The 21,069-nt window shown below is 73.7% G+C and carries 26 protein-coding genes, 1 tRNA gene and 1 other RNA gene; 13 read left to right on the forward strand and 15 right to left on the reverse strand.

From position 1 onward, the window contains the following. From PV341_RS31210 to PV341_RS31220, 3 genes are all read right to left on the reverse strand, one after another. Positions 1-393: amidase family protein (locus PV341_RS31210; RefSeq protein WP_500359590.1), on the reverse strand; the 393-nt coding region annotated here is incomplete at its 3' end. A gap of 157 nt (positions 394-550) precedes the next feature. Continuing rightward, a complete protein-coding gene (locus PV341_RS31215; RefSeq protein WP_500331893.1) occupies positions 551-1,525 on the reverse strand; it encodes a lysylphosphatidylglycerol synthase transmembrane domain-containing protein in 975 nt (324 codons plus the stop codon). Positions 1,526-1,711: 186 nt separating this feature from the next. Beyond that, complete coding sequence (locus PV341_RS31220; protein WP_500331891.1) at positions 1,712-2,653, reverse strand: GlxA family transcriptional regulator; 942 nt, start codon at positions 2,651-2,653, stop codon at positions 1,712-1,714. A gap of 178 nt (positions 2,654-2,831) precedes the next feature. Between PV341_RS31220 and PV341_RS31225 the strand changes: the two genes are divergently transcribed. The 4 genes from PV341_RS31225 to PV341_RS31240 all read left to right on the forward strand — a co-directional run bounded on the left by PV341_RS31225 (position 2,832) and on the right by PV341_RS31240 (position 5,301). Then, positions 2,832-3,500: a DJ-1/PfpI family protein gene (locus PV341_RS31225; RefSeq protein WP_500359592.1), complete on the forward strand. Its 669-nt coding sequence runs from the start codon at positions 2,832-2,834 to the stop codon at positions 3,498-3,500. A gap of 16 nt (positions 3,501-3,516) precedes the next feature. Continuing rightward, complete coding sequence (locus tag PV341_RS31230; RefSeq protein WP_500331887.1) at positions 3,517-3,951, forward strand: hypothetical protein; 435 nt, start codon at positions 3,517-3,519, stop codon at positions 3,949-3,951. Between the two features lie 2 nt (positions 3,952-3,953). Continuing rightward, positions 3,954-4,244: a DUF3817 domain-containing protein gene (locus tag PV341_RS31235; RefSeq protein WP_500331885.1), complete on the forward strand. Its 291-nt coding sequence runs from the start codon at positions 3,954-3,956 to the stop codon at positions 4,242-4,244. A 196-nt stretch (positions 4,245-4,440) separates the two neighbouring features. After that, complete coding sequence (locus PV341_RS31240; protein ID WP_500331883.1) at positions 4,441-5,301, forward strand: SigB/SigF/SigG family RNA polymerase sigma factor; 861 nt, start codon at positions 4,441-4,443, stop codon at positions 5,299-5,301. Positions 5,302-5,315: 14 nt separating this feature from the next. Here the strand turns inward: PV341_RS31240 and PV341_RS31245 are convergent, their stop codons facing one another. Both PV341_RS31245 and PV341_RS31250 read right to left on the reverse strand, forming a co-directional pair. After that, the gene (locus tag PV341_RS31245) at positions 5,316-5,621 is read right to left on the reverse strand and encodes an ANTAR domain-containing protein (RefSeq protein WP_500359594.1); all 306 of its coding nucleotides are present in this window, start codon (positions 5,619-5,621) and stop codon (positions 5,316-5,318) included. Between the two features lie 81 nt (positions 5,622-5,702). Then, positions 5,703-6,215: a cysteine hydrolase family protein gene (locus PV341_RS31250; protein WP_500331879.1), complete on the reverse strand. Its 513-nt coding sequence runs from the start codon at positions 6,213-6,215 to the stop codon at positions 5,703-5,705. 310 nt (positions 6,216-6,525) lie between these two features. Here PV341_RS31250 and PV341_RS31255 point away from each other — a divergent pair, with 310 nt between their 5' ends. Further along, complete coding sequence (locus tag PV341_RS31255) at positions 6,526-7,797, forward strand: ferritin-like domain-containing protein (protein ID WP_500331877.1); 1,272 nt, start codon at positions 6,526-6,528, stop codon at positions 7,795-7,797. 33 nt (positions 7,798-7,830) lie between these two features. Here the strand turns inward: PV341_RS31255 and PV341_RS31260 are convergent, their stop codons facing one another. Continuing rightward, positions 7,831-8,181, reverse strand: a complete 351-nt coding sequence (locus PV341_RS31260) for a hypothetical protein (protein WP_500331875.1) — start codon at positions 8,179-8,181, stop codon at positions 7,831-7,833. A 167-nt stretch (positions 8,182-8,348) separates the two neighbouring features. On the opposite strand from PV341_RS31260, the gene PV341_RS31265 reads away from it, so the two are divergent. Both PV341_RS31265 and PV341_RS31270 read left to right on the forward strand, forming a co-directional pair. After that, on the forward strand, positions 8,349-8,750 hold the full coding sequence (locus PV341_RS31265) for a VOC family protein (RefSeq protein ID WP_500359595.1): 402 nt from the start codon (positions 8,349-8,351) through the stop codon (positions 8,748-8,750). Between the two features lie 115 nt (positions 8,751-8,865). Beyond that, positions 8,866-9,975, forward strand: a complete 1,110-nt coding sequence (locus PV341_RS31270; protein WP_500359596.1) for a hypothetical protein — start codon at positions 8,866-8,868, stop codon at positions 9,973-9,975. Between the two features lie 139 nt (positions 9,976-10,114). Here the strand turns inward: PV341_RS31270 and PV341_RS31275 are convergent, their stop codons facing one another. Further along, positions 10,115-10,546, reverse strand: coding sequence for a hypothetical protein (locus PV341_RS31275; RefSeq protein WP_500331928.1), 432 nt, complete (start codon positions 10,544-10,546; stop codon positions 10,115-10,117). 560 nt (positions 10,547-11,106) lie between these two features. Here PV341_RS31275 and PV341_RS31280 point away from each other — a divergent pair. The 3 genes from PV341_RS31280 to fmdA all read left to right on the forward strand — a co-directional run bounded on the left by PV341_RS31280 (position 11,107) and on the right by fmdA (position 13,479). After that, positions 11,107-11,385, forward strand: coding sequence for an FmdB family zinc ribbon protein (locus tag PV341_RS31280; protein WP_500331871.1), 279 nt, complete (start codon positions 11,107-11,109; stop codon positions 11,383-11,385). Between the two features lie 137 nt (positions 11,386-11,522). Then, on the forward strand, positions 11,523-12,155 hold the full coding sequence (locus PV341_RS31285) for an AmiS/UreI family transporter (RefSeq protein WP_500359597.1): 633 nt from the start codon (positions 11,523-11,525) through the stop codon (positions 12,153-12,155). A 76-nt stretch (positions 12,156-12,231) separates the two neighbouring features. Beyond that, positions 12,232-13,479: a formamidase gene (gene fmdA, locus PV341_RS31290; RefSeq protein WP_500331867.1), complete on the forward strand. Its 1,248-nt coding sequence runs from the start codon at positions 12,232-12,234 to the stop codon at positions 13,477-13,479. Positions 13,480-13,555: 76 nt separating this feature from the next. Here the strand turns inward: fmdA and PV341_RS31295 are convergent, their stop codons facing one another. The 4 genes from PV341_RS31295 to PV341_RS31310 form a co-directional block, all read right to left on the reverse strand. After that, a complete protein-coding gene (locus PV341_RS31295; protein ID WP_500359598.1) occupies positions 13,556-14,191 on the reverse strand; it encodes a hypothetical protein in 636 nt (211 codons plus the stop codon). 97 nt (positions 14,192-14,288) lie between these two features. Next, on the reverse strand, positions 14,289-14,864 hold the full coding sequence (locus PV341_RS31300) for a hypothetical protein (protein ID WP_500359599.1): 576 nt from the start codon (positions 14,862-14,864) through the stop codon (positions 14,289-14,291). Continuing rightward, positions 14,857-15,408, reverse strand: coding sequence for a SigE family RNA polymerase sigma factor (locus PV341_RS31305; protein ID WP_500331861.1), 552 nt, complete (start codon positions 15,406-15,408; stop codon positions 14,857-14,859). The genes PV341_RS31300 and PV341_RS31305 overlap by 8 nt, the downstream gene beginning before the upstream one ends. A gap of 124 nt (positions 15,409-15,532) precedes the next feature. Further along, complete coding sequence (locus PV341_RS31310; RefSeq protein ID WP_500331859.1) at positions 15,533-16,036, reverse strand: MarR family winged helix-turn-helix transcriptional regulator; 504 nt, start codon at positions 16,034-16,036, stop codon at positions 15,533-15,535. A gap of 200 nt (positions 16,037-16,236) precedes the next feature. On the opposite strand from PV341_RS31310, the gene PV341_RS31315 reads away from it, so the two are divergent. Further along, positions 16,237-17,085 carry an alpha/beta fold hydrolase gene (locus PV341_RS31315; protein WP_500359600.1) on the forward strand — a complete coding sequence of 283 codons (849 nt, stop codon included), beginning with the start codon at positions 16,237-16,239 and terminating at the stop codon, positions 17,083-17,085. A 76-nt stretch (positions 17,086-17,161) separates the two neighbouring features. On the opposite strand, the gene PV341_RS31320 is transcribed toward PV341_RS31315, so the two are convergent. The 4 genes from PV341_RS31320 to PV341_RS31335 all read right to left on the reverse strand — a co-directional run bounded on the left by PV341_RS31320 (position 17,162) and on the right by PV341_RS31335 (position 19,455). Next, the gene (locus PV341_RS31320; protein ID WP_500331855.1) at positions 17,162-18,037 is read right to left on the reverse strand and encodes a hypothetical protein; all 876 of its coding nucleotides are present in this window, start codon (positions 18,035-18,037) and stop codon (positions 17,162-17,164) included. 9 nt (positions 18,038-18,046) lie between these two features. After that, entirely contained in the window at positions 18,047-18,580 is a 534-nt protein-coding gene (locus tag PV341_RS31325) for a SigE family RNA polymerase sigma factor (RefSeq protein WP_500331853.1), read from the reverse strand. A 49-nt stretch (positions 18,581-18,629) separates the two neighbouring features. Beyond that, on the reverse strand, positions 18,630-19,106 hold the full coding sequence (locus PV341_RS31330) for a hypothetical protein (protein WP_500331851.1): 477 nt from the start codon (positions 19,104-19,106) through the stop codon (positions 18,630-18,632). 261 nt (positions 19,107-19,367) lie between these two features. Continuing rightward, positions 19,368-19,455, reverse strand: a tRNA-Ser gene (locus PV341_RS31335). Between the two features lie 72 nt (positions 19,456-19,527). Between PV341_RS31335 and ffs the strand changes: the two genes are divergently transcribed. Continuing rightward, positions 19,528-19,624, forward strand: an RNA gene (ffs, locus tag PV341_RS31340) — signal recognition particle sRNA small type. 111 nt (positions 19,625-19,735) lie between these two features. Continuing rightward, positions 19,736-21,069: DNA polymerase III subunit gamma and tau (locus PV341_RS31345; protein WP_500359601.1), on the forward strand; the 1,334-nt coding region annotated here is incomplete at its 3' end.

Here is a 21,069-nt window from a genome sequence, read left to right on the forward strand (position 1 = left end):
CACCCCGCGCCCCGGGTCCCAGGGGTTGCGCGTCGGCCCGTAGCGCACCGGCTCGGTGGCGAAGCTCAGGCCGAACTCCGGCGCGGTGCTCTGGCCGAGCGCCACCAGGCCCGCCCCGCGGAAGCGGGTCATCAGATCGTGGTCGGCATCCGCCACGGCACCCCGCAGGGCCCGGCTGCCGAGGGTGAACGGCACGCCCCGCACGAAGGGCCCACCGTCCTTGATCACGAAGGGCACACCGCCGAACGGCCCGTCCGCCCGGTGCGCGGGCGCAGGGTCGAACAGCGGCAGCGTCAGCGCGTTGAGCTCCGCATCCGCCGCCTCCAGGGCCCTGCGCGCGACGGCTTCGACCTCGCCCGCGCTCACCTCGCCGGCGCGGATCAGCTCCCGCAACCCCGTCGCGTCCCGCTCCGCGTACTCGTGCAGCTCCAGTGCTCCGCCCTCCCGTGCCCCGTCCCCGCGGCCAGCCTGGCACGCGCCGCCCCGCCCGCGCAAACCCCGTGGTGGCGGCGCTCGAGCGGACGGGGCGCGCGTCGCGGGGGCGTGGGGGTCAGACGACCTTCCGGCGGACCAGCGCACCCAGGACCAGCGCGCCGGGGACGAGGGGGAGCCACACCGTGACGATGCGGTAGCCGAGCACGGCCGAGGTGGCCGCGGCGAGGGAGGCGCCCGTGGCGACGAGGGTCACCACGAGGGCCGCGTCGACGGAGCCGACGCCGCCGGGGGTGGGCAGCGCCGCCGCCGCGACGCTGGCCACGAGGTAGGCGACGGCGACGTGGGCGAAGGGCACCGGGACGCCCAGGGCCATCGTGACCGCGACGAGGCCGGCGGCCTGCAGGGCGGGGAAGGCGAGCGAGCCGCCCCACAACGCGAGGGCCCGCGACGGCCGGGCGTGCAGCGTCCGCGCATCGGTGAACGCCGTGGCCAGGAACGTGACCACCACCCGCCGCAGCCCCGGTACGGCGACCAGCACGACCGCCGCGACCGCGCAGACCCCGGCGGCCGCCCCCGCCGCCGGGCCGACGGGTACGGAGATGCCGTCGGGCAGCAGTCCGTCGAGCCGCAGCGCGTGCGGGAACGCGGCGAGCAGCACGGCCAGCAGCGTCGCGCGGCCCACGCACTCGGCCAGGAAGTACAGCGCGATGGCTGCCGCCGACCGGGCGGGTGGCAGCCCGCACGCCCGCATGAAGCGCAGGTTGACCGCGCTCGCCCCGATGCCCGCGGGCAGCAGGTGGTTCGCGGCGCCCGCGGCGAACTGCGTCGCCAGCAGCCGTCCCGCCGGCAGCCGTTCCAGGACGGTGCCCTGCCGCATGAACGACACCGCCACCCAGGCCAGCCCGGTCGCCGCCACGGCGGCCAGCAGCCAGCCCCGGTTGGCGTCGAGCAGCCCGCGGCCCCCGTCGGCGATCAGCTGCCAGTGCCGGGCCACCCACCACCCGACCAGCACGATCGGGGCCAGGCAGGCGATCCGGCGCAGCGTCGCGCCGCTCAGGAGGTGTGGAGTCGTCGTGGTGGTGATGCCCATGGTCCGCTCGCCCCCGCGCGTCGCGCGCCTGTCCGCAGGTGTTGTCGCCAGGTGTTGTCGCCCCTTCATGCCCGGTCCGCGCGACCTGCGGGTGTCCTGCGGCTGACGTCCGTCCCGTCCCCGGATGGCGGAACGGCGCCGGGCCGGGCGCGGGCCGGGTGCGGGCCGGGCGCGGCGAGGCAGGGGTCAGCCGCGGAAGGCCCGCCGGTACGCGTGCGGGCTGGTGCCGACGACCCGCTTGAAGCGCTCGCGGAAGGCGGTGGGGGAGCCGAACCCGGCCTGGACGGCGATCCGGTCCACCGAGTGGTCCGTGGTCTCCAGCAGGTACTGGGCCCGGCGGACACGGGCCCGGTGCAGCCACTGCAGCGGGGTGGTGCCGGTCTGCTCGCGGAAGCGGCGGTTGAGGGTGCGGGTGCTCGTCCCGGCGTGCGCGGCGATGTCCTCCAGCGCCAGTTCGCGGTCCGCGTTCTCCTCCAGCCAGCGCAGCAGCGGCTCCATGGTGGTCCCGGCCGGCGCCGGGGGCTGCTCGTGGACGATGAACTGGGCCTGGCCGCCCTCGCGTTCCAGCGGCATGACGGACAGCCGGGCGGCGTCGGCGGCCACGGCGGAACCGTGGTCCTTGCGGATCATGTGCAGGCACAGGTCGAGCGCGGCGGCGGCGCCCGCGGAGGTGAGGAACTGGCCGTTGTCGACGTAGAGCACGTCCGGGTCGACGGTCACCTCCGGGTGGAGCTCCGCCAGCCGCCGCGCGCCCACCCAGTGCGTGGTGATCCGCAGGCCGTCCACCAGCCCGGTGGCGGCGAGCACGAAGGCCCCGGCACAGACCGAGGCGATCCGGGTGCCGTTCGCGGCGGCCGCCCGCAGCGCCCGCAGCACCTCCCCGGGCACCGGCACCGAGGGGTCGGCCGTGCCCGGCAGGACGATCGTGTCGGCCTCGGCCAGCGCCTCCAGTCCGTACGGGGCGCGCAGTACGAAGGGCCCGGCGTCGACCTCGGGCGAGGGGGCGCAGATCCGCACCCGGTAGGCGGGGCGGCCGTCGGGCAGGCGGGTGCGGGAGAACACCTCGATCGGGGCCGCCAGGTCGAAGGGGATGACCTGGTCGAGGGCGAGGACGACCACCGTGTGCATGGCTTCATGGTAGAGAGGCGACGAATTCCCGCCAAGCCTGTGAGCTGGGTGGCATCCCGCACGTGCTGATGACAGGGCTGGCGGGAATCCGTTGGGAAGTGGCAATCCCGCCACTTCTGGCGATGCGGCTACGGGCCTAGCGTCGGGAGCGTCCCGCACCGCTCCCGGAAGGCCCCAGATGCTCGCTCAGTTCGTGTTGTACGACGGGTTCGACCCCCTGGACGTCATCGCTCCCCTGGAGGTGCTGACCGCCGGCGGCATCCGCGCCGGGCTCGTGTCGGCGGAGGGGGCCCGCGAGGTGCCCGCGGGCCTGGGGCTGCCGTCGCTGCGGGCGGCCGCCGCCTTCGACCCGGGCCGCGGCGGCCTGGTGGTCGTACCGGGAGCGGCGGGCCGGATCCCCGCGGCGGACGGCGACGGCGAGGACGGCGACGGCGAGGACGGCGACACGGTCCCGGCCGTCCTCGCCCGGGCGCTGCGGACCGGGCTGCCGCCCTTGCTGCGCACCGCCCTGGAGCGGCCGGACGTCACCGTGGCCACGGTGTGCGGCGGTTCGCTCCTGCTCGCCATGGCGGGCCTGATCGGCGGGCGCCCTGTGACGGGCCACCACCTCGGGACGGCCGGTCTCCGGGCGGCGGGCGCCACCGTCGTGGACGCCCGGGTGGTCGACGACGGGGACCTGGTGAGCTCGGCCGGCGTCACCTCCGGGCTCGACCTCGCCCTCCACCTGCTGGAGCGCGAAAGCGGCCCGCGCGTGGCCCACTTCGTGGAACGGCTGCTCGCCCACGAACGCCGGGGCGTGGTGTGGCGCGCCGAGGGCCCCGTCCTCGCCGGCCCGGCCGGCGTGTGAGGAGGGGGAAGCGCACATGACCAAGTTCCTTCTCGCCGTCCACGTCCTGGCCGCGATCGTCGCCGTCGGACCCGTCACGGTCGCCGCCAGCATGTTTCCCCCCGCCGTCCGCCGCGCCCCCGACACGGCGGGACTGCTGCACCGGATCTGCCGCGTGTACGCCGCCGTCGGCGTGGTCGTCCCGGTCTTCGGCCTCGCCACCGCGTCGAGCATGGGGGTGCTCGGGGACGTGTGGCTGATCGTCTCGATCGTCCTGACCGCGCTGGCCGCCGCCCTTCTCGCCGGGGTCGTCCTGCCGCGGCAGCGCGCCGTCCTGGCCGGGCTCGCGGACGGGACGGCGTCCGCTCGCACGGCCGCCCGACTGGGCATGGCCACGGGGATGTTCAACCTGCTGTGGGCGACCGTCACCGTGCTGATGATCGTCCGCCCCGGCTCCTCGACGGGAGCGTGACCGTGGCCTCCTCCCCGACCGGTTCCCCGGCCGCGCCCGCAAGGACCGCGCCGCGCCCGCTGCGTGCGGCCGCCGCCGTCGAACTGCTCTCCCTCGTCGTGCTGCTGGTCAACCTCGCCACAGCGCACTGGAGGCCCGTCTCGTCCCTGATGGGCCCCGTCCACGGCTGCGCCTACCTCCTCACCGTCCTCACCGCCGTGCGCGCCGAGGGCTCGACGACGGCGGTGCGGCTCCTCGCCGTGGTCCCCGGCGTCGGGGGCCTGCTGGCGCTCCGGCGGCTCGTCGCCCCCTGACGGCCGATCACCACCGGGCCGCGGTGCGGGGGTTTGCGCCCCGCCGCCTCGGGCAGGCGCTCCCCGTGCTTCGGAAGGGAGGCACGCACGCGCGGGGCGCCCCGGCCGGGCCCCGGAGCGCGGAGCGTGTCCTCCCGTACGGCACGCCCTGCGCGGCGCGGCTCCCGGACCCCCGCAGGAAGGCGCAGGACCAGCCATGGCCGCCCGACAGCCCCGTACCAGGCATCCGCACCCGCACCCGGGTGCCCGCCCGCGTCCGCATGACGACACCCCGGACACCGCGGAGGCGTTGCGGCGGATCGCGGCGCTCCCGGACGGCCCGGAGAAGGACGCGCTGCGCGAGCAGGTCGTGATCGCCTGGATGCCGATGTCGGATCGGCTCGCACGCCGCTTCCGGCACCGCGGCGAGTCCACCGAGGACCTCCGGCAGGTCGCCGCGCTCGGCCTGGTGAAGGCGGTGCAGCGCTACGACCCCGCACGCGGCAGCGCCTTCGAGAGCTTCGCCGTCCCCACCATCGTCGGTGAGGTGAAACGTCATTTCCGCGACCACCTGTGGGGCGTCCACGTCCCCCGCAGGGTCCAGGAGCTCCGGAGCCGGGTCCGTACCGTCCACCACGAACTCGTCGGGACGAAGGGGCGCACCCCGACCGTCGCCGAGATCGCCGCGCACGCCCGCATGAGCGAGCAGGACGTGCTGGTCGCCATGGAGGCCCTCGACAGCTTCGTCCCCGCCTCCTTGGACTCCGCCACCCCCGGCACGGAGGGCCGCACCTTCCTCGACACCCTGGGCGCCGAGGACCCGTGCCTGGACTCCGTCGTGGACCGCGTGGCCGTCGCGCCGCGGCTGCGCGAACTCCCGCCGCGCGAGAGGAAGATCCTCTACCTGCGGTTCTTCCGCGACATGACGCAGACCCAGATCGCCGACCAGTTGGGTCTGTCCCAGATGCACGTCTCCCGGCTGATCAGCCGCACCTGCCGCCGCCTCCGCGAGGAGGTCGAGGCGGCAGAGGACCACAGCGGGAACAGCGGGAACACCCGGGCGGCCGGCGAGGCCTGACGCGGAACGCCCGGTCAGCCGGACGGACGCATGGCCCGTCCGAGGGCGTGCCGGACGTCCGCCGGCAGGGGCCGGCCCCCCGCGCTCGCCACGAGCGCGGCGGCGACGTCGCGGAGCTTGACGTTGCCGTACTGGGAGGCCCGGACGAGGACCGCCCAGGCCACGTCGCCGGGGCAGGGCGTCAGCGCCATCACCATGCCGACGGCCTGGTCGATGACCGACCGGCTGCCCAGGGCGCGACGCAGTTGCTCGTTCTCCGCGCGCAGCCGCCCGATCTCGCTCTCCGCGTCGTCCTCGGGACCGGCCGGCAGGGGGACCATCGTCAGCACCTCCTGAGGTCCGGATGCCCCGAATGTACGATCCCATACGGGTACGGGAGGTGATGACCCGGCAGCCCGGGCTCAGGCGCGCAGCGCGATCCCGGACGAAGGCGCGACGAGGGTGCCCATGTTGCGCTCCCTCATCCGCAGCGCGGCGTCCGCCAGGTCCCGGTGGATGTGTGCGACCGCGTCCGGCGCCACCGCGGTGGGCACGCGGCGGATGTGCGCGTCCAGCGCGGAGTAGAGCACGCACTGTTCGGTCACCTGTCCGCACAGCACCAGGCGGCCCACGCCCAACTGCCCCAGCAGGTACTCCAGCGGGGTCTGGAAGAAGATCGAGTGCCGGGCCTTCACGACGAACAGCGAGTCCGCGTCGGGCCGTACCGGCTCCACCAGGTCGGCGTGCGGGCCGTCGAGGGCGATGTCGAGGTTCTCGTCGTGGTGCGAACGCCAGCGGCCGAAGTTGTCGTTGACGTAGATGACGTCCACGCCCTCCTCCCGGGCCCGCGAGATCAGCCGCCGCACCCCGGGCAACGCCTCGCGCACCGCTGGGAGCAGCAGTTCGGCGTCCTCGTGCTCATAGGTGTTGATCACGGAGCGCGGTCGCGTCGCCGGTGTCGTGCATGCCTGGGCGTCCTCGGGTGCGGGAGGGGGCGCCGGGCAGCGTACGCCCGTTCCCGCCCCCGCCGTGGAGCCCGCGCCGGGCGCGGCGCCCAGGTCAGGCGGGCGGTGGGGCCCGTCGGCGGGCGGCGTCCGGGGACCGTTGGGCCGCACGGGCGGCACGGCACGGCGCGCGCGGCGTCGCGGGCCCGGGGGCCGGGGCCCGGCTGGTAGCTTCGCCAGCCTCGCGGGTCCGCCGAGTGCCGGCTCCCGCGCGCCATTCTTCTCGGGGACGGAGACCTGTGTGACGGGACCGGTGGACGACCAGGACAACGAGCACGGGACCGCGGTCACCCTCGACCGCCGGGGCTTCGTCAAGTCGGCCGCGGCGGCCGCCGTCAGCCCCGCCGTCCTCGGCACCGCCGCCCACGCGGCCCCGCTCGCACCGTCGCTGCCGGCGGCGGCGGTCCCGGCCGCGGCCGCCGCGGCACCGATGGCCGCTCCCGGCGTCGCGGCGGCCGCCGCCCACGGCATGGTCGCCCGTCTGCTGGCCGTCCCCGCGCCGTCCCGCCGTGACGACTGGCTGCGGCAGGCCCTGCAGGTGGCCGTGGAGCTGGAACTCGCCACCATCCCGCCCTACCTGTGCGCCTGGTGGTCGGTGCGGGACCGGTCCGACACGGTCGCCAACCTGATCCGCGGCATCGTCACCGACGAGATGTTCCACATGGGGCTGGCCTGCAACATGCTCGTCGCCGTGGGCGGGCGGCCGCGGATCGCCTCCGTCACCCCCGAGTACCCCGCGCCCCTGCCCGGCGGCGTGCGCAGCAACCTGACGGTGTACCTCTCCGGGCTCACCCGCGCGTACGTGCGGGACGTCCTCATGGCCATCGAGACCCCGGAGTCCCCGCTGCCCGAGCCGTCCGCCGGGCCGCCGACCATCGGCGACTTCTACGACGGTCTCGTCACCGCCTTCCTCGACCACCGCCCCGAGCTCAGCGTCCGCGGTCAGATGGGCCAGCGCATCGGCCCCGACGAACTGCGTCCGATGCGGAACCTGGACGACGTCGTCGCCGCCGTGGAGATCATCAAGGAGCAGGGCGAGGGCAGCTCGGCCTCCCCCGAGGCGCCGTCCGGCGAGGCCACCGGGGGCCACCGCGACGTGGCGCACTACTACGCCTTCGCCGAGATCTACCACGGCCGCACCCTGGAGGAGGCCGACGGCGTGTGGGCGTTCAGCGGGCCGCCCGTCCCCTTCCCGGACGTCCACCCCATGGGCGTGGTCCCCCGGGGCGGCTGGCCCCACCCGCCGCGCGAGGCCGCGACGCTGCTGCGCCGCTTCGACAGCGCCTACGGCGAACTGCTGCGCGACCTGGAGGCCGCCTGGCAGTCCGCGGACCACGGCGCGCTCAACCGCGCGATCAAGACGATGGAGCAGCTGGAGGAGCCCGCCCTGGCCCTCATGGAGATCCCGCTCGGCGACGGGCGCCACACCTACGGCCCCCAGTTCCGCCCGGTCGCTCCGGATGCGGGGCAGCCCCCGTCCGCGGGCAGCGGGTCCCGCGGACGCCGGGCGTGAGCGCGGCGGCGGCGCCTGCCCGGGGCCCCGCCGCTACGTGCCCAGGAACTCGTGGACGAGCTCGATCCGGCCCACGATGTGCCGGTTGAACTCAGGGAGTTCCTCCGCCGGGACCCACAGCTCGAGGATCGTCCGGCCGCCCACCTGGCGCACCGGGTAGCGGGCGGCGAACCCGGCCTCGACCTCGAAGCGCGTCACGTAACCGGCGCCGGAGGCGGGGACGTTCCAGTCGCGGGCGATCCGGATCGCGTAGTCCTCGTCGAGCACCGGGTAGAAGACCGGCTGCTCGGGCAGCCGCGGCGGCCACTCCCGCCACCCCGACGCCTCGACCAGGGCCAGCTCCTCCGGCCCGGTGGGGCGCCACAGCGTCACCGTGTCCGTCATCGTTTTCCTCCCCGCTCGGTCCGGCCGTCCACCGTACGGGCCGCGACGGTCCCCGGCCCACCGGATTACGTCCCGGCATAGGATCGAAGACACGGCATCGCGTGCCGGTCACCGGCCGGGTGAGGCATGGAGGTGCCCGTGAGAATGCCTTACGGAGGCATCCCACCGTGTCAGTCGAGTTGAACCACACCATCGTCCACGCCCGGGACAACCGGGAATCCGCCGACTTCCTCGCGCACATCCTCGGCCTGCGGGCCGGCGAGGCATGGGGCCCGTTCGTCCCCCTGCAGCTGAGCAACGGCGTCACCCTCGACTTCGCCGCCGTCCCGGCGGAGACGATCGTCATGCAGCACTACGCCTTCCTCGTCCCCGAGGCCGCATTCGACGGCATCCTGAGCAGGATCCAGGAGGCCGGACTCACCTACTGGGCCGATCCGCACGGCAAGCGGCCCGGGGAGATCAACCACAACGACGGCGGCTGCGGCGTCTACTTCATGGACCCGGCCGGGCACGGCATGGAGGTCATCACCCGTCCCTACGGGAGCGGCAGCACCACCGGCGAGAGCTGAGCGGGCGGCGGGGAGGGGTCGCAAGATCCCTCCCCGTCCCGGATCTTGATGGAGCGTCAGGTCCCCCGTACCCTGCCGACAGCGCGCCTCGCGCCCGTCGAGGGGAGTGGTCGTCATGGCCGAGGACCCGTCCGGTGCACCGTCCGACGACGAGATGCTCCAGGCCCTGGCGCGGCACCTGTCCGGGGACGGCGGCGCCGTCCGCCCCGGCTCCTGCGCCGGAGCGGACCTCACCTGGCACTCCCTCCTCGACTGCCGCATCCGCCGCACGACGGAGACCCGCACGGAGACCGCCAGGACCGAGAAGGGCCGCAAGGACCTCTCCGCGCTCGCCACCTACACGCACCTCGACGGCCACCGGCCCGGCCCGCCCGGGGAGCACGGCACCCTGCGCCGGATCGAGCTCGTGCGCGAGGGATCCGTACGCCACAACACCTGCGAGTGCGGCAACGGCGAATGGGCCTGCAGGCGTTGCGAGGGCCGCGGCCGGCTCCCCTGTGACCCCACCACGGCCTGCCCCGACTGCCGCGGACTGGAGTCCTGCGCCGAGTGCGACGGCACCGGCAGACCGCGGCCGCGTAGCAAGGACCGCGCCGGCGACCGCGCCGCGGCGGCGACCGCGTCCCGCACCGTCCCCAGACGCGTCCGCTGCGCCAAGTGCCGGCGCCCCGACGCCGCGTGCCCCACCTGTGCCGGGCGGGGCCGCACGCAGTGCGCCCAGTGCAAGGGGACGGGACTCGTCGACTGCCCCAAGTGCAAGGGCGGCGGCACCGTCGCGCACGACGCCTGCGGGGGGAGCGGGGTCGTCACCACCTGGGTCGGCGGCCTCATCGAGCAGCGCAGCCGCGAGGAACTGGTGCGCCGTCCCCGCAAGCGGCCCCCCTTCCTCGTCCGCCGCCGCACCCATCGGTCGGGCCGGTGGCGCAAGGAGGTGCTGACCGGTGACGACCCGCTGCCCGGCGACCTCGACGCCACGCACACCGAGGCGCTCGTCCCGCACCTCGCCCCGCGCGCCGGCGAGGCCCACCGCCGCGTCGTCCTGCGTCACTTGCCCCTCGCCCGCATCACCCTCCCCACCGACCCCGACCGCGTCTTCTACGCCTTCCCCGGGACCACCGGCATCGAGGTGCTCGGGCTGCCCTCCCGCAGCCGGGTCACCCGCGGCCTGGCGATCGCGGCGGGCGCGCTGGTCGTCCTCGTGCTGCTGCTCAGCCTCCTCGCGTAGCCGGCCCGGTCGCGCGACAGGATCCGGGCGTCGCGGTACGGGATTCCGGATCGGGGCGGTGAGCATGACGAAGGCCCCGGCCTCGTCGGAGGCCGGGGCCCTCGTGCCGCCCGGGCGGGCGGCCGCGAAGTGCGGTGGATCAGTTCATCACGGGCTTCCCGCCGATCTCGCAGGCCTGGCAGGGCGGCCTGCCGCAGGTGCACTGCGTGATCGCCTCGAGCACGCCGCGGTCGTGGTAAAGGCACTCGTCGCGGCAGGTGTGGCGGGGGATGAACCCGGCCTGGATCTCGCCGGGCCAGGGCTCGTGGCCCTCGCGGCAGCGGACGAAGCGCTCCGGGTCGGTCTCGTGCAGCTCGTGCATCGCGGAGCGGGCCTGGTCCTCCAGTTCCCGTACCCGGGTGACCAGGGCCTTGAGCTCGGCGGCGAGGCCCTCGTAGTGCTCTGCGCCGGTCCGCACGTGGGCGGCCCGCAGGGCCATGGCTGCGTTGCCCAGGAACCTGCCGGCGTCCTGGAGGTCGGTGACGTGGTGCATCTGGAGCCCGTTCACGCCACGGACCCACACGGCGTCCATGCTCATTGTCCACCTCTCCGGCGTTCGCCTTGTTCCGTGCGAAGCGTTGTGTGCCGTCCGATGAGCGCGGCGCCATTGCCACGGCATTCACGGAAAAGGCCGATGCATATGAACGCTAAAGCCGCGAGTGGTGTACGTCCAGAAAAAGCGCAGTGAACCGCCTCACAGCGGTCATACCGCCCGGGTCGGGCGCCCCGCGCCCCGGGCAGGGCGGCGCGACCGGTACGGTCCGGCCCCGGCGGGCGGGTGGGCGGCGCGCCGGGAAGGGCTCCCGGCGCCCCCTACGCGAGACCCGGAATGCGGTCGCGCCGGCGATGAGGTATTCCCGGCGAGCGGACCGGGAGAAGGGCGAGTGAATGGAATCCGGTGTTTCCGATGGCGTCGGAAAGGGAACTCCGGAACTCCCCTCGGACGCGCTCCGGACGTCTCCTGCCGACCTTGACAACTGTCTTGCCGTGGCGTCTCCTTGATATAGGGATTGTTTCCCCGGCGTGCGCTCAACGGGGTGTGTCGCAGACGTCGAGGTTGACCTGGGTGCGCCGACGACCGGAGGCAACTTCATGGCGACCTATGAATACCTTTGCAGCAACTGCGGGCCTTTCGACGTCAAGCTCGCGATAGGTTCCGCACCCGACGCGTACGACTGCCCCGCCTGCGCGGGCGAGTCCAGGCGCGTGTTCTGCTCGCCCTCCCTCGCCCTCACGCCGCACGGGCTCGCCACCTCCCGCGAACGGGAGGAGAAGTCCCGTGAGATGCCGGACGTCGTGTCCGCCCCACCGCCGCGCGAGCGGCCGGAGCCGCGGCCCCATCCGGCGCTGTCCCGGCTGCCCAAGCCCTAGTCCGAGGGCGGTGATCGGCGCGTCAGAGGTGCTCAGGGGGGCCGACGCCGGAGCGCGGACGCTCCTCCCGCCCAGGCGGGACCAGCAGGCGCGCCGGCGGCAATCCGTCCCCACGCGGACTTAGGAGGTGCGTCCCCGTGGCGAACGTGGGACTGCTCTTCGTCGGTGCGGTGCTCTTCATGAACGGCCTGCTGCTTTTGCAGAAGGTCGACCCCAAGTCGGCGGCGGTGTTCAACCTCTTCGTGGGTGCACTGCAGGTGCTGACCCCGACGTACCTCATCTTCACGGCCGGCGGTGACCAGGACAAGATCCTGGCGGCATCCGGGATTTACCTCTTCGGATTCACCTACCTGTACGTGGGTATCGTCATCCTCGCGAACATCGACAATGTCTGCGTCGGCTGGTACTCCCTGTTCGTGGCGATTGTCGCCCTCGGGTACTCGTTCGCCAATTTCCATCTCCTCAAGGACTACCCGTTCGGTGTCATCTGGCTGTACTGGGCGTTCCTGTGGGGTCTGTTCTTCCTGCTGCTCGGTCTCAGGAAAACGGAGCTCGGCACTTACGTCGGCTGGGTGACGGCGATCGAGGGCTGGGTCACCGGTGTGATCCCCGCGGCGCTGCTGCTGTCCGGCTACTGGAAGCACACCACGGAGATCGCCATAGCCCTGGGTGCCTTCGGAGTGGTCGTGTTCGCGGCGCTGTGGCCGCTCACCAGGAAGTCGCGCGCACAGGCCCGGGCCGCCGCGTCGTCGTCCGGGTCGCCGGGTTAGGCGTCCGCCCGCCCGGCCCGTCGGGCCGGAGGCGTGGGCGCACCGTCCTGACCGGATCAGAAAAAGAGAGGCTGTCATGCCCGAAGTAGTTTTCAGCGTGGACCAGACCAAGTCGATGCGCGATCAGGACACCCCAGGACACAACAGGTGGCACCCTGACATCCCTGTCGCCGCCATGGTGAAGCCCGGAGCCGAGTTCCGGATGGAGTGCCGGGACTGGACCGACTGCCAGGTGGGCAACAACGACTCCGCCAACGACGTCCGCGACATCGACCTCACCATCCCTCACATGCTCAGCGGCCCGATCGGCGTGGAGGGCGCCGAGCCGGGCGACCTGCTCGTCGTCGACATCCTCGACCTCGGCCCCGTACCCCAGCAGAGCGGGGACGCGGCGGGCCAGGGCTGGGGGTACACCGGCATCTTCGCCAAGGCCAACGGCGGAGGCTTCCTGACCGACTACTTCCCCGACGCCTACAAGGCGGTGTGGGACTTCCACGGTCAGCAGGCGGTCTCCCGGCACCTGCCCGGGATCCGCTTCACCGGCATCACCCACCCCGGGCTGTTCGGGACCGCCCCCTCCGCCGAGCTGCTGGGCCGGTGGAACGCGCGCGAGAAGGCGCTCATCGACACCGACCCCGAACGCGTCCCGCCGCTGGCCGTCCCCCCGGACCCCTCCCACGCGCTCGCCGGCACGGCCACCGGGGACCTGGCCACGCGCATCTGCGCGGAGGGCGCCCGCACGGTGCCGGCCCGTGAGAACGGAGGCAACCACGACATCAAGAACTTCACGCGGGGTTCCCGGGTCTTCTACCCGGTGCACGTCAAGGACGCCAAGCTCTCCGGCGGCGACCTGCACTTCAGCCAGGGCGACGGGGAGATCACCTTCTGCGGCGCCATCGAGATGGGCGGGTTCATCGACTTCCACGTCGACCTGATCAAGGGCGGCATGGAGACGTACGGCATCTCGACCAACCCGGTGTTCATGCCCGGCAACGTCGAACCGCGTTACTCGGACTTCCTCACCTTCATCGGGATCTCCGTCGACCACGACACGGACACCAACTACTACCTCGACGCGACGCTCGCCTACCGCCGCGCGTGCCTCAACGCCGTCGAGTACTTCAAGAAGTTCGGCTACAGCGGCGAGCAGGCCTACCTGCTGCTCGGCTCGTCCCCCATAGAGGGACGCATCAGCGGCATCGTCGACATCCCCAACGCGTGCTGCTCCCTGTACGTGCCGACCGCCATGTTCGACTTCGACGTGCGGCCTTCGGCCACCGGACCGACGCGGGCGGACCGCGGCCGGGCCGCGCTGACCTCCTGACCCCCGGGCCGCTGCGCGCACCGGGTCCCGGCCCGTTCTCGGGCCGGGACCCGTGCACACCCTTGCCGCCGCGGGCTCAGGGGCGGTAGAGCGACTGGAGCCTGACCACCTCGCCGTTCAGGTCGAAACTGACGTCGTAGCCCAGCCACCCGCGTTCCGGGGCGGGCTGGGCCCACCACCGGGTGATGAACTGCGCCTGGGAGTAGGTGTGGGGGGCGGAGTCGTCGCCCAGCGGGACCGACAGCAGGACCCGGCCCTCCGGGGCCATGCGCACCGTCGTGTACGGGCCCTTGCCGGGGATGATGTCCCACCCCTCGATCGGTCCCGTGAGGGGTTCCTTGCGGGCGGAGCGCACCGAGAGGTACGTGCGCCCGTCCTTGATCCACGCGTTGTCGATCTGCACGAACTGCTTGCCGCCGGCCCAGCGCGCAGGGGCCTGCGGCGACCGCGCGTCCGACGGGCCGTCCGATGCCGGGGGCTGGGCGGAGTAGGAGGAGGAGGGCGTGCCGGAGCGCTGCGCCGAGGGCGAGGCGGGGGCCGAAGCCGTCGCCGGTGCGGGGGAGGAGGCGGCCGCGTCGGCACGGGCGGTATCCGCTTCGTGCCTGCCCTCCCCGGAACAGGCGGTGAGGGCGAGGGCGGTGAGGGCGAGGGCGGTGATCCGGGCGGCGGCGCGGCGGCGCGGGGAGGACGAGGCGAACACGGTGGGTCCCATCGGGTCGGGTACGGGTGGCGTGCACAGGCTCTACGCACCGGCCCGCCACGCGGGTTACACCGGGAATGTCATGGACCGGTAACAACTCCCCGCCGCGCTAACCGGCCTCCCGCAGGGACTCCACCCGTCCCTCGCCGTCGTAGTCGATCTCGAACATCCACCGCGGCCCTCCGGCCAGCCGGCCGACCAGCTCACCCAGTTGACGGTCCTCGGGCTGTCCGCCCCACAGCCGGCGCGTCTCCACGAGCGTCGTGCGCGGCAGGGTCAGCGTGTGCACCACGCCGGTGGGCGTCGGCGTCCCGCCCGCGGCCGCCCGGAGCTGCCGCACGGTGACCCGCACGCTGTCGCCCTGGGCCACCGCGTCGTGGACGTACCCCAGTTCGCTGGCGTACTCCTCGCCCGGTGCGGGGGTCGGGCGGACGAAGGGGGAGGGCGGCGGTGACGGGGTGACCGCCGCCGGTTCCGGTACCCGGGCGGTCCCGGCCAGCGCGAGGCCGCCGCCCAGCAGCGCGCAGGCGAGCACCGCCACGACGGACGCCCGTACCGTCCGCGCGCGGCGGCGGCGCCTTTCGCCGCGGGCCCGTACCTGGTGCGCGGCCGCCGGTACGGCCCGCCCCCGGCCGGACTCGGCGAGTTCGGTGAGGAGCCTGCCCAGCTCGGTCCCGTCAGCCATGCTTCCCCTCCGGAAGTCGGCCCGCCCCGGGGTCCAGTTCCGTGTGCGCCAGCAACCGCGCGAGCGTCGCCCGCCCGCGGCTGAGGTGCACCTTGACGGTGCCGACCGGGGAGCCGGTCTCGGCGGCCACCTGCTCCACCGGCAGGTCGCACAGATGGTGCAGGACGACGGCCCGCCGCTGCCCCTCAGGCAGCTGCCGCAAGGCCTCGACCAGCACCACGTGGTGCGGTTCCGGCGGCGGCACGACCGGGGGCGGGCCCTGCCGGCGGGCCAGCGTCAGCGCGGTGCGCACGCGTCGCCAGCGGCTGACGGCCAGGCGCCACGCCACCGTGCGCACCCAGGCCTCGGGCGCGCCGTGCAGATCGAGTTCGGCCCGGTGCTCCCAGGCCCGGGCGAACGCCTCCTGCACCACGTCCTGCGACTCCGCGAGGTCGCCCGTCATCGCGTACAGCTGGCCGATGAGGCGGCCCACGCTCGCGCCGTAGAAGGTGTCGAACTCACGCTCCCCCATCACGCGCCCCGGAGGGTCCTCCGGCAGTCCCATACCTCATCCCCCGGCCGGACGCCGTGCGTCCCGGCACACACGTGATCAACGCCGCGGGACCATTCTGTTGCCCAGGGCGACCACGCTCAAGCGGCGGCTACGGCGGCTACGGCGGCTACGGCGGCTACGGCGTCGTCGCGGCGGGCTCGGCGCCCGTGGTGTGGCGGTCCACGTTCGCCGTCAGCCGGCGCAGCAGGTCCTGTGCGGTCCCGATCTCCTCCCGGGTCAGCCCCATGGCCTCCCCGATCGCCAGGGGCACGGTGCGGATCCGCTCCCGCAGCGCGGTCCCCTCCGGGGTCAGCGCCACCTCCACCACCCGCTCGTCGTCAGCCCGGCGCTGCCGCTCGAGCAGGCCGTGCGACTCCAGGCGCTTGATCAGCGGCGTGAGCGTCCCGTAGTCCAGGTGCAGGGCGGCCACCAGCTCCTTGACGGACACGGTGCCGTGCTCCCAGAGCACGACCATGACCAGGTACTGGGGGTAGGTCAGGCCCACCGCGTCCAGCAGCGGCCGGTAGACGCCGGTGACCGCGCGCGAGGCCGCGTACAGCGTGAAGCAGAAGTGGTCGTCCAGCAGCAGCGAGGGCTCCGCGGTGCCGCCGTTCCCGGGTGCGCGGGTGTCGTCGTTCACGATTCCCTCCCCCTCCTTGGTCGTCGGTGGTTCTCCCGGCGGACATTGTCGCACCTTCCGTGCGGGCTAGTAACTCGTAGTCGATTAGCTTGCGCACAAGTTAAACGGACGCTAGATTTCTCGTCATCGCCCGGAGCGGACGCCCCGGACCGACCGCCTGCCCGGCGTGCCAGCCGGGCGCCGTACGCCAAGGAGCCACCGTGAACCTCAAGACCGTCCTCCGCCCCACCCGCAAGAGCGTCGCCGTCCTGGGCGCCGCCGCCGGCGTCGCGGCCCTCACGCTGACGGCCACGGCCCCGGCCAGCGCCGCCAAGGCCGCGCACCGCCCGCAGGAGAAGAAGCCCACGGTCGTCCTGGTGCACGGCGCGTTCGCGGACTCCTCCAGCTGGAACGGCGTGGTGTCACGCCTGAAGCACGCGGGCTATCCGGTTGTGGCCCCGGCCAATCCGCTGCGCGGCCTGGCGAGCGACTCGGCGTACGTGCACAGCTTCCTGAAGAGCGTGAAGGGCCCGGTCGTGCTCGTCGGCCACTCCTACGGCGGCTCGGTGATCACCGAGGCCGCGGCCGACTCCCCCAACGTCAAGGCGCTGGTCTACATAGCCGCCTTCGCCCCGGACAAGGGCGAGACCGTCACGCAGATCTCCGACAAGTTCCCCGGCGGCACCCTGGGCGAGACCCTCAACGCCGTGCCCTTCCCGCTCCCCGGCGGGGGCACCGGCACCGACCTGTACATCAAGGCCGACAAGTTCCGCGCCCAGTTCGCCGCCGACGTGCCGAAGTCCGTCGCCGAGCAGATGGCCGCCACCCAGCGCCCCGTGGCCGCGTCGGTCTTCGACGAGAAGGCCGCGGGTGCCGCCTGGCGGACCATCCCGTCCTGGGACCTGGTCACCACCCAGGACAAGAACATCACCCTCGCCGCCCAGCGCTTCATGGCCGAGCGGGCCCACGCCCACACCGTCGAGGTCAAGGCCTCCCACGCCGTCTCGGTCTCCCGCCCCGGCGCGGTGACCCGCATCATCGAGCAGGCCGCCCGCTCCACCGTCCGCTGACCCACCCCGCGTACGACCCGAAGGACCCCGGCCGGATCCCGGCCGGGGTCCTCGTGCCGCCCGGTGGCTGCGCCGCTCAGCCGCCCAGGACGGGGATCTGCTTCTTCTCCACGGGATGCGCGTCGGCGTACCGCACCAGGTCGAGGAAGCGCCGGTCGCGCACCACCGCCAGCAGTTGTCCCGCGGTGACCGGGGCGGAGGTCTTCGTGTCCTGGTCGGGGTAGACGGCGAGTTCCACGTCGCTGTGGCCGTAGACGAAGCGGACCCGGGTGTACATCGTGTCCGGGGAGCCGTCGAGCAGGCGGTACGCCGCCACCTTGACGCCGCCCGGCAGCGTGCCCTGCGCGCAGCTGCCGCCCCTGAGGGAGTCGGGGTCCTCGGGGCACGTGGCCCCGTGCCGGGTCGTCCCGGGGGCACCGCCGGAGGGCCGCACCGACAGGCTGACGGTGAACACCTTCCCGCCCGCGGTCTCACCCTGGTAGTGCCACACCGCGAGGTCGACCGGCCGGATCAGGCCGACCGCGTCCGGAAGCAGCTCGTCGAGGAGGACCGCCGCCTGCTGCTGGAACCCCTCCTGGCGCTCGCGCTCGGCGGGCGGCAGATCGGCCATGGACTCCTCGGTGTCACTGGTGGGTTCGAGGTGGACCGGCGTCCGGTACGGCGCCGGCTCCTCGGACGTACGCGGCGCGGGTGTGGTGCTCGCGGCGGGACGGACCGTCCTGCCCCCGCCGTCCCCGCCCGGCAGCGCCGCGGATCCGAACACCACGGCCCCGACCGCACAGGCGACCCCGGCGGCGACGGCGACCCGGACCCGTGCCCTGCGGCGCCGTCCCTGGACCACCGCCGCGGGCACCAGGTCGTGGGCGGGCGGCAGCTGCGCCACCGCGTGCTCCATGGCGTCCCTCACCAGCAGGGCGCTCCCGTGCTCGTCCTCGGGCATGTTGTCTCCCATGGCGGTCCCTCAGCTTCCCGTGGCGTAGACGTGGGCCTCGCCCAACTGGGCGCGCAACTTGGCCAGGGAGCGTGAGCACTGGCTCTTGACGGTGGACTCGCTGCACTTCAGCAGCGTGGCGACGGACTCGACGCTCTGGTCCTCCCAGTAGCGCAGCACGACCATGGCCCTGGCCCTGGGCGGCAGTCCGGCGAGCGCCGACAACAGCGTCACCCGCAGGTCGGCATGGTCGGGCGAGGGCCCCGGCCCGGGACGCGAGTGCGCCAGCAGGTCCCGCAGCCGCCGCCTCCGCTCGGCCAGGTACGTACGGGTCAGCACGGTCCTGGCGTACGCCTCGATGTGGTCGGCGGCACTCGCCCGCCGCCAGTGCTGGCACAGCTTGGCCAGCGTGGTCTGCGTCAGGTCCCGGGCCGTGTCCGCATCCCCGCACAGCAGGTACGCGGTCCGGTACAGCCGTTTCTGACTCGCCCGGGCGAAGGCTTCGAAGCTTTCCGGCGCCCGCGGGCCCGCCGCCGCTCCCGGGCCCCGGCCGTTCTCCGGCATCTGCTCTCCTCTCGGGGCCCCGCACGGGGCCCTGTCCTGTCACCCGTGTTCAGAGCGCCGCCGCCCTCCGGAGGTTGAAAGCGGATTTCACCGCGCGGCACGGTCCGGCATCCGGCATCCGGCATCCGGCATCCGGCATCCGGTGAACGCGCGACGCCGGGTAGCCCATGCCCGTCAGCTCCTCGCGCAAGGCCCGGTAGCCGGGCTTCGTGTTCCCCAACGCCTCGTTGACGCGCTCCGCGTGCTCGCCGCCCCCACACGTCTCGGTGGCGGTCAGCGGAACCTCCACCGGTCTGGGCCCGGCGGACTCAGGGTCCGGCTCCGGTGGCGCCGAATCGTCCAAAGGCACCGGCATGTCGCCCTCGGCGTCCGGAACACCCGGCGGGGTCTCGCCCGACCCGTACCTCGGCGCGGGTGAGCCTCCTCGACCGGGCAGGTCCTCGGGCTCGGGCACCTCACCCTTGTCGCCGGGGACGTCCGTGGTGCGGCTCTGCGTGACGGAGGTGATCAGCTCCAGGAACCGCATCTCCGGTTCGGCGCTGCGCTCGGTACCGAGCGGGGACGCACGGAGCCCGCGCTTCCCGCGGGGCTCCGATCGGTGGCGGCGCGCTGAGCGCCGCAGCCGGAGAGCACCATGCGGGCCGGCACGGTCACGACAACGGGCTTCGGAAGGGATGCCGATTGCACGTAGGGCCAACCCGCCATTGATCACGCCCACACACCGAGGAACGTCGAAGGGCCCCACCGCGACCGGTGGGGCCCTTCGACAACGTGCCCGGTGAGGCACTGGCGGAGGATACGAGATTCGAACTCGTGAGGGGTTGCCCCCAACACGCTTTCCAAGCGTGCGCCCTAGGCCTCTAGGCGAATCCTCCGCGGCAAACATTACTAGACCGGAGGGAGTGCTCGCGAACTCGTTCCCGGGTGATCCGATCAGGTAGGGTGGGCGTAGCCCCTCACGTGGCGCTATCTCGCTGAACTCCCCCAGGGCCGGAAGGCAGCAAGGGTAGGTGGGCTCTGGCGGGTGCGTGAGGGGTCTTTTGCTGCCCGCGGGCCTGTGGGAACGCGGCCCGGGGCGGCCGCGGGGGCCGCCGGTGTGGGGGCCGTCACACGCGCGGGGCCCGGGTGTCGGTGGGGGCCGATATCGTCGTAGGCGTGTCCCTCGCTCTGTACCGCCGCTATCGTCCCGAGTCCTTCGCCGAGGTCATCGGGCAGGAGCACGTCACGGACCCGCTGCAGCAGGCGCTGCGGAACAACCGGGTCAACCACGCGTACCTGTTCAGCGGGCCGCGCGGCTGCGGCAAGACGACCAGCGCCCGCATCCTGGCGCGCTGCCTGAACTGCGAGAAGGGCCCGACGCCGACGCCGTGCGGGGAGTGCCAGTCGTGCCGCGACCTGGCCCGCAACGGCCCGGGGTCGATCGACGTGATCGAGATCGACGCGGCGTCGCACGGCGGTGTGGACGACGCCCGCGACCTGCGGGAGAAGGCCTTCTTCGGGCCGGCGAGCAGCCGTTACAAGATCTACATCATCGACGAGGCGCACATGGTCACCTCGGCGGGCTTCAACGCCCTGCTGAAGGTGGTCGAGGAGCCCCCGGAGCACCTGAAGTTCATCTTCGCGACCACCGAGCCCGAGAAGGTCATCGGCACCATCCGGTCGCGCACCCACCACTACCCGTTCCGGCTGGTGCCGCCCGGCACGCTGCGCGACTACCTGGCGGAGGTCTGCGAGCGGGAGGCGATCCCGGTCGAGGCAGGGGTGTACCCGCTGGTGGTCCGGTCCGGGGCCGGCTCGGTGCGTGACTCGATGTCCGTGATGGACCAGTTGCTCGCCGGTGCGGGCGAGGCCGGTGTGACGTACGCCATGGCGACCTCGCTGCTCGGCTACACCGACGCCGCGCTGCTGGACGACGTCGTGGACGCCTTCGCCGCCGGGGACGGCGCGGCGGCGTTCGAGGTCGTGGACCGCGTGATCGAGGGCGGGCACGACCCGCGGCGCTTCGTGGCCGACCTGCTGGAGCGGCTGCGGGACCTGGTGATCCTCGCGGCGGTGCCGGACGCGTTGGAGAAGGGGCTGATCGACGCCCCCGCCGACGTCGTGGAGCGGATGCGGGCCCAAGCCGGGGTGTTCGGGGCGGCGGAGCTCAGCCGTGCCGCGGACCTGGTCAACAGCGGGCTCACGGAGATGCGCGGGGCGACCTCGCCGCGTCTGCAGCTGGAGTTGATCTGCGCCCGCGTGCTGCTGCCGGCGGCCTACGACGACGAGCGGTCGCTGCAGGCCCGCCTGGACCGGCTGGAACGCCGCGCCTCCGCCGGTGGTTTCGCGGCCCCCGCGGGCGGCCCGGCGGCCCCGGTCGTGGAGTTCGGCGAACCGCTCCCGCCCGGCGGCGGCCCCGCCGCGGCGCGCGCGGCGATGGGCGGACCGGCCCGGCCCGCCGAGGCCGCACCCCCCGCCACACCCGCACCCGCATCCACACCGGCCCCGGC

Source organism: Streptomyces sp. PA03-1a (genome assembly GCF_033792805.1).
GTDB lineage: Bacteria > Actinomycetota > Actinomycetes > Streptomycetales > Streptomycetaceae > Actinacidiphila.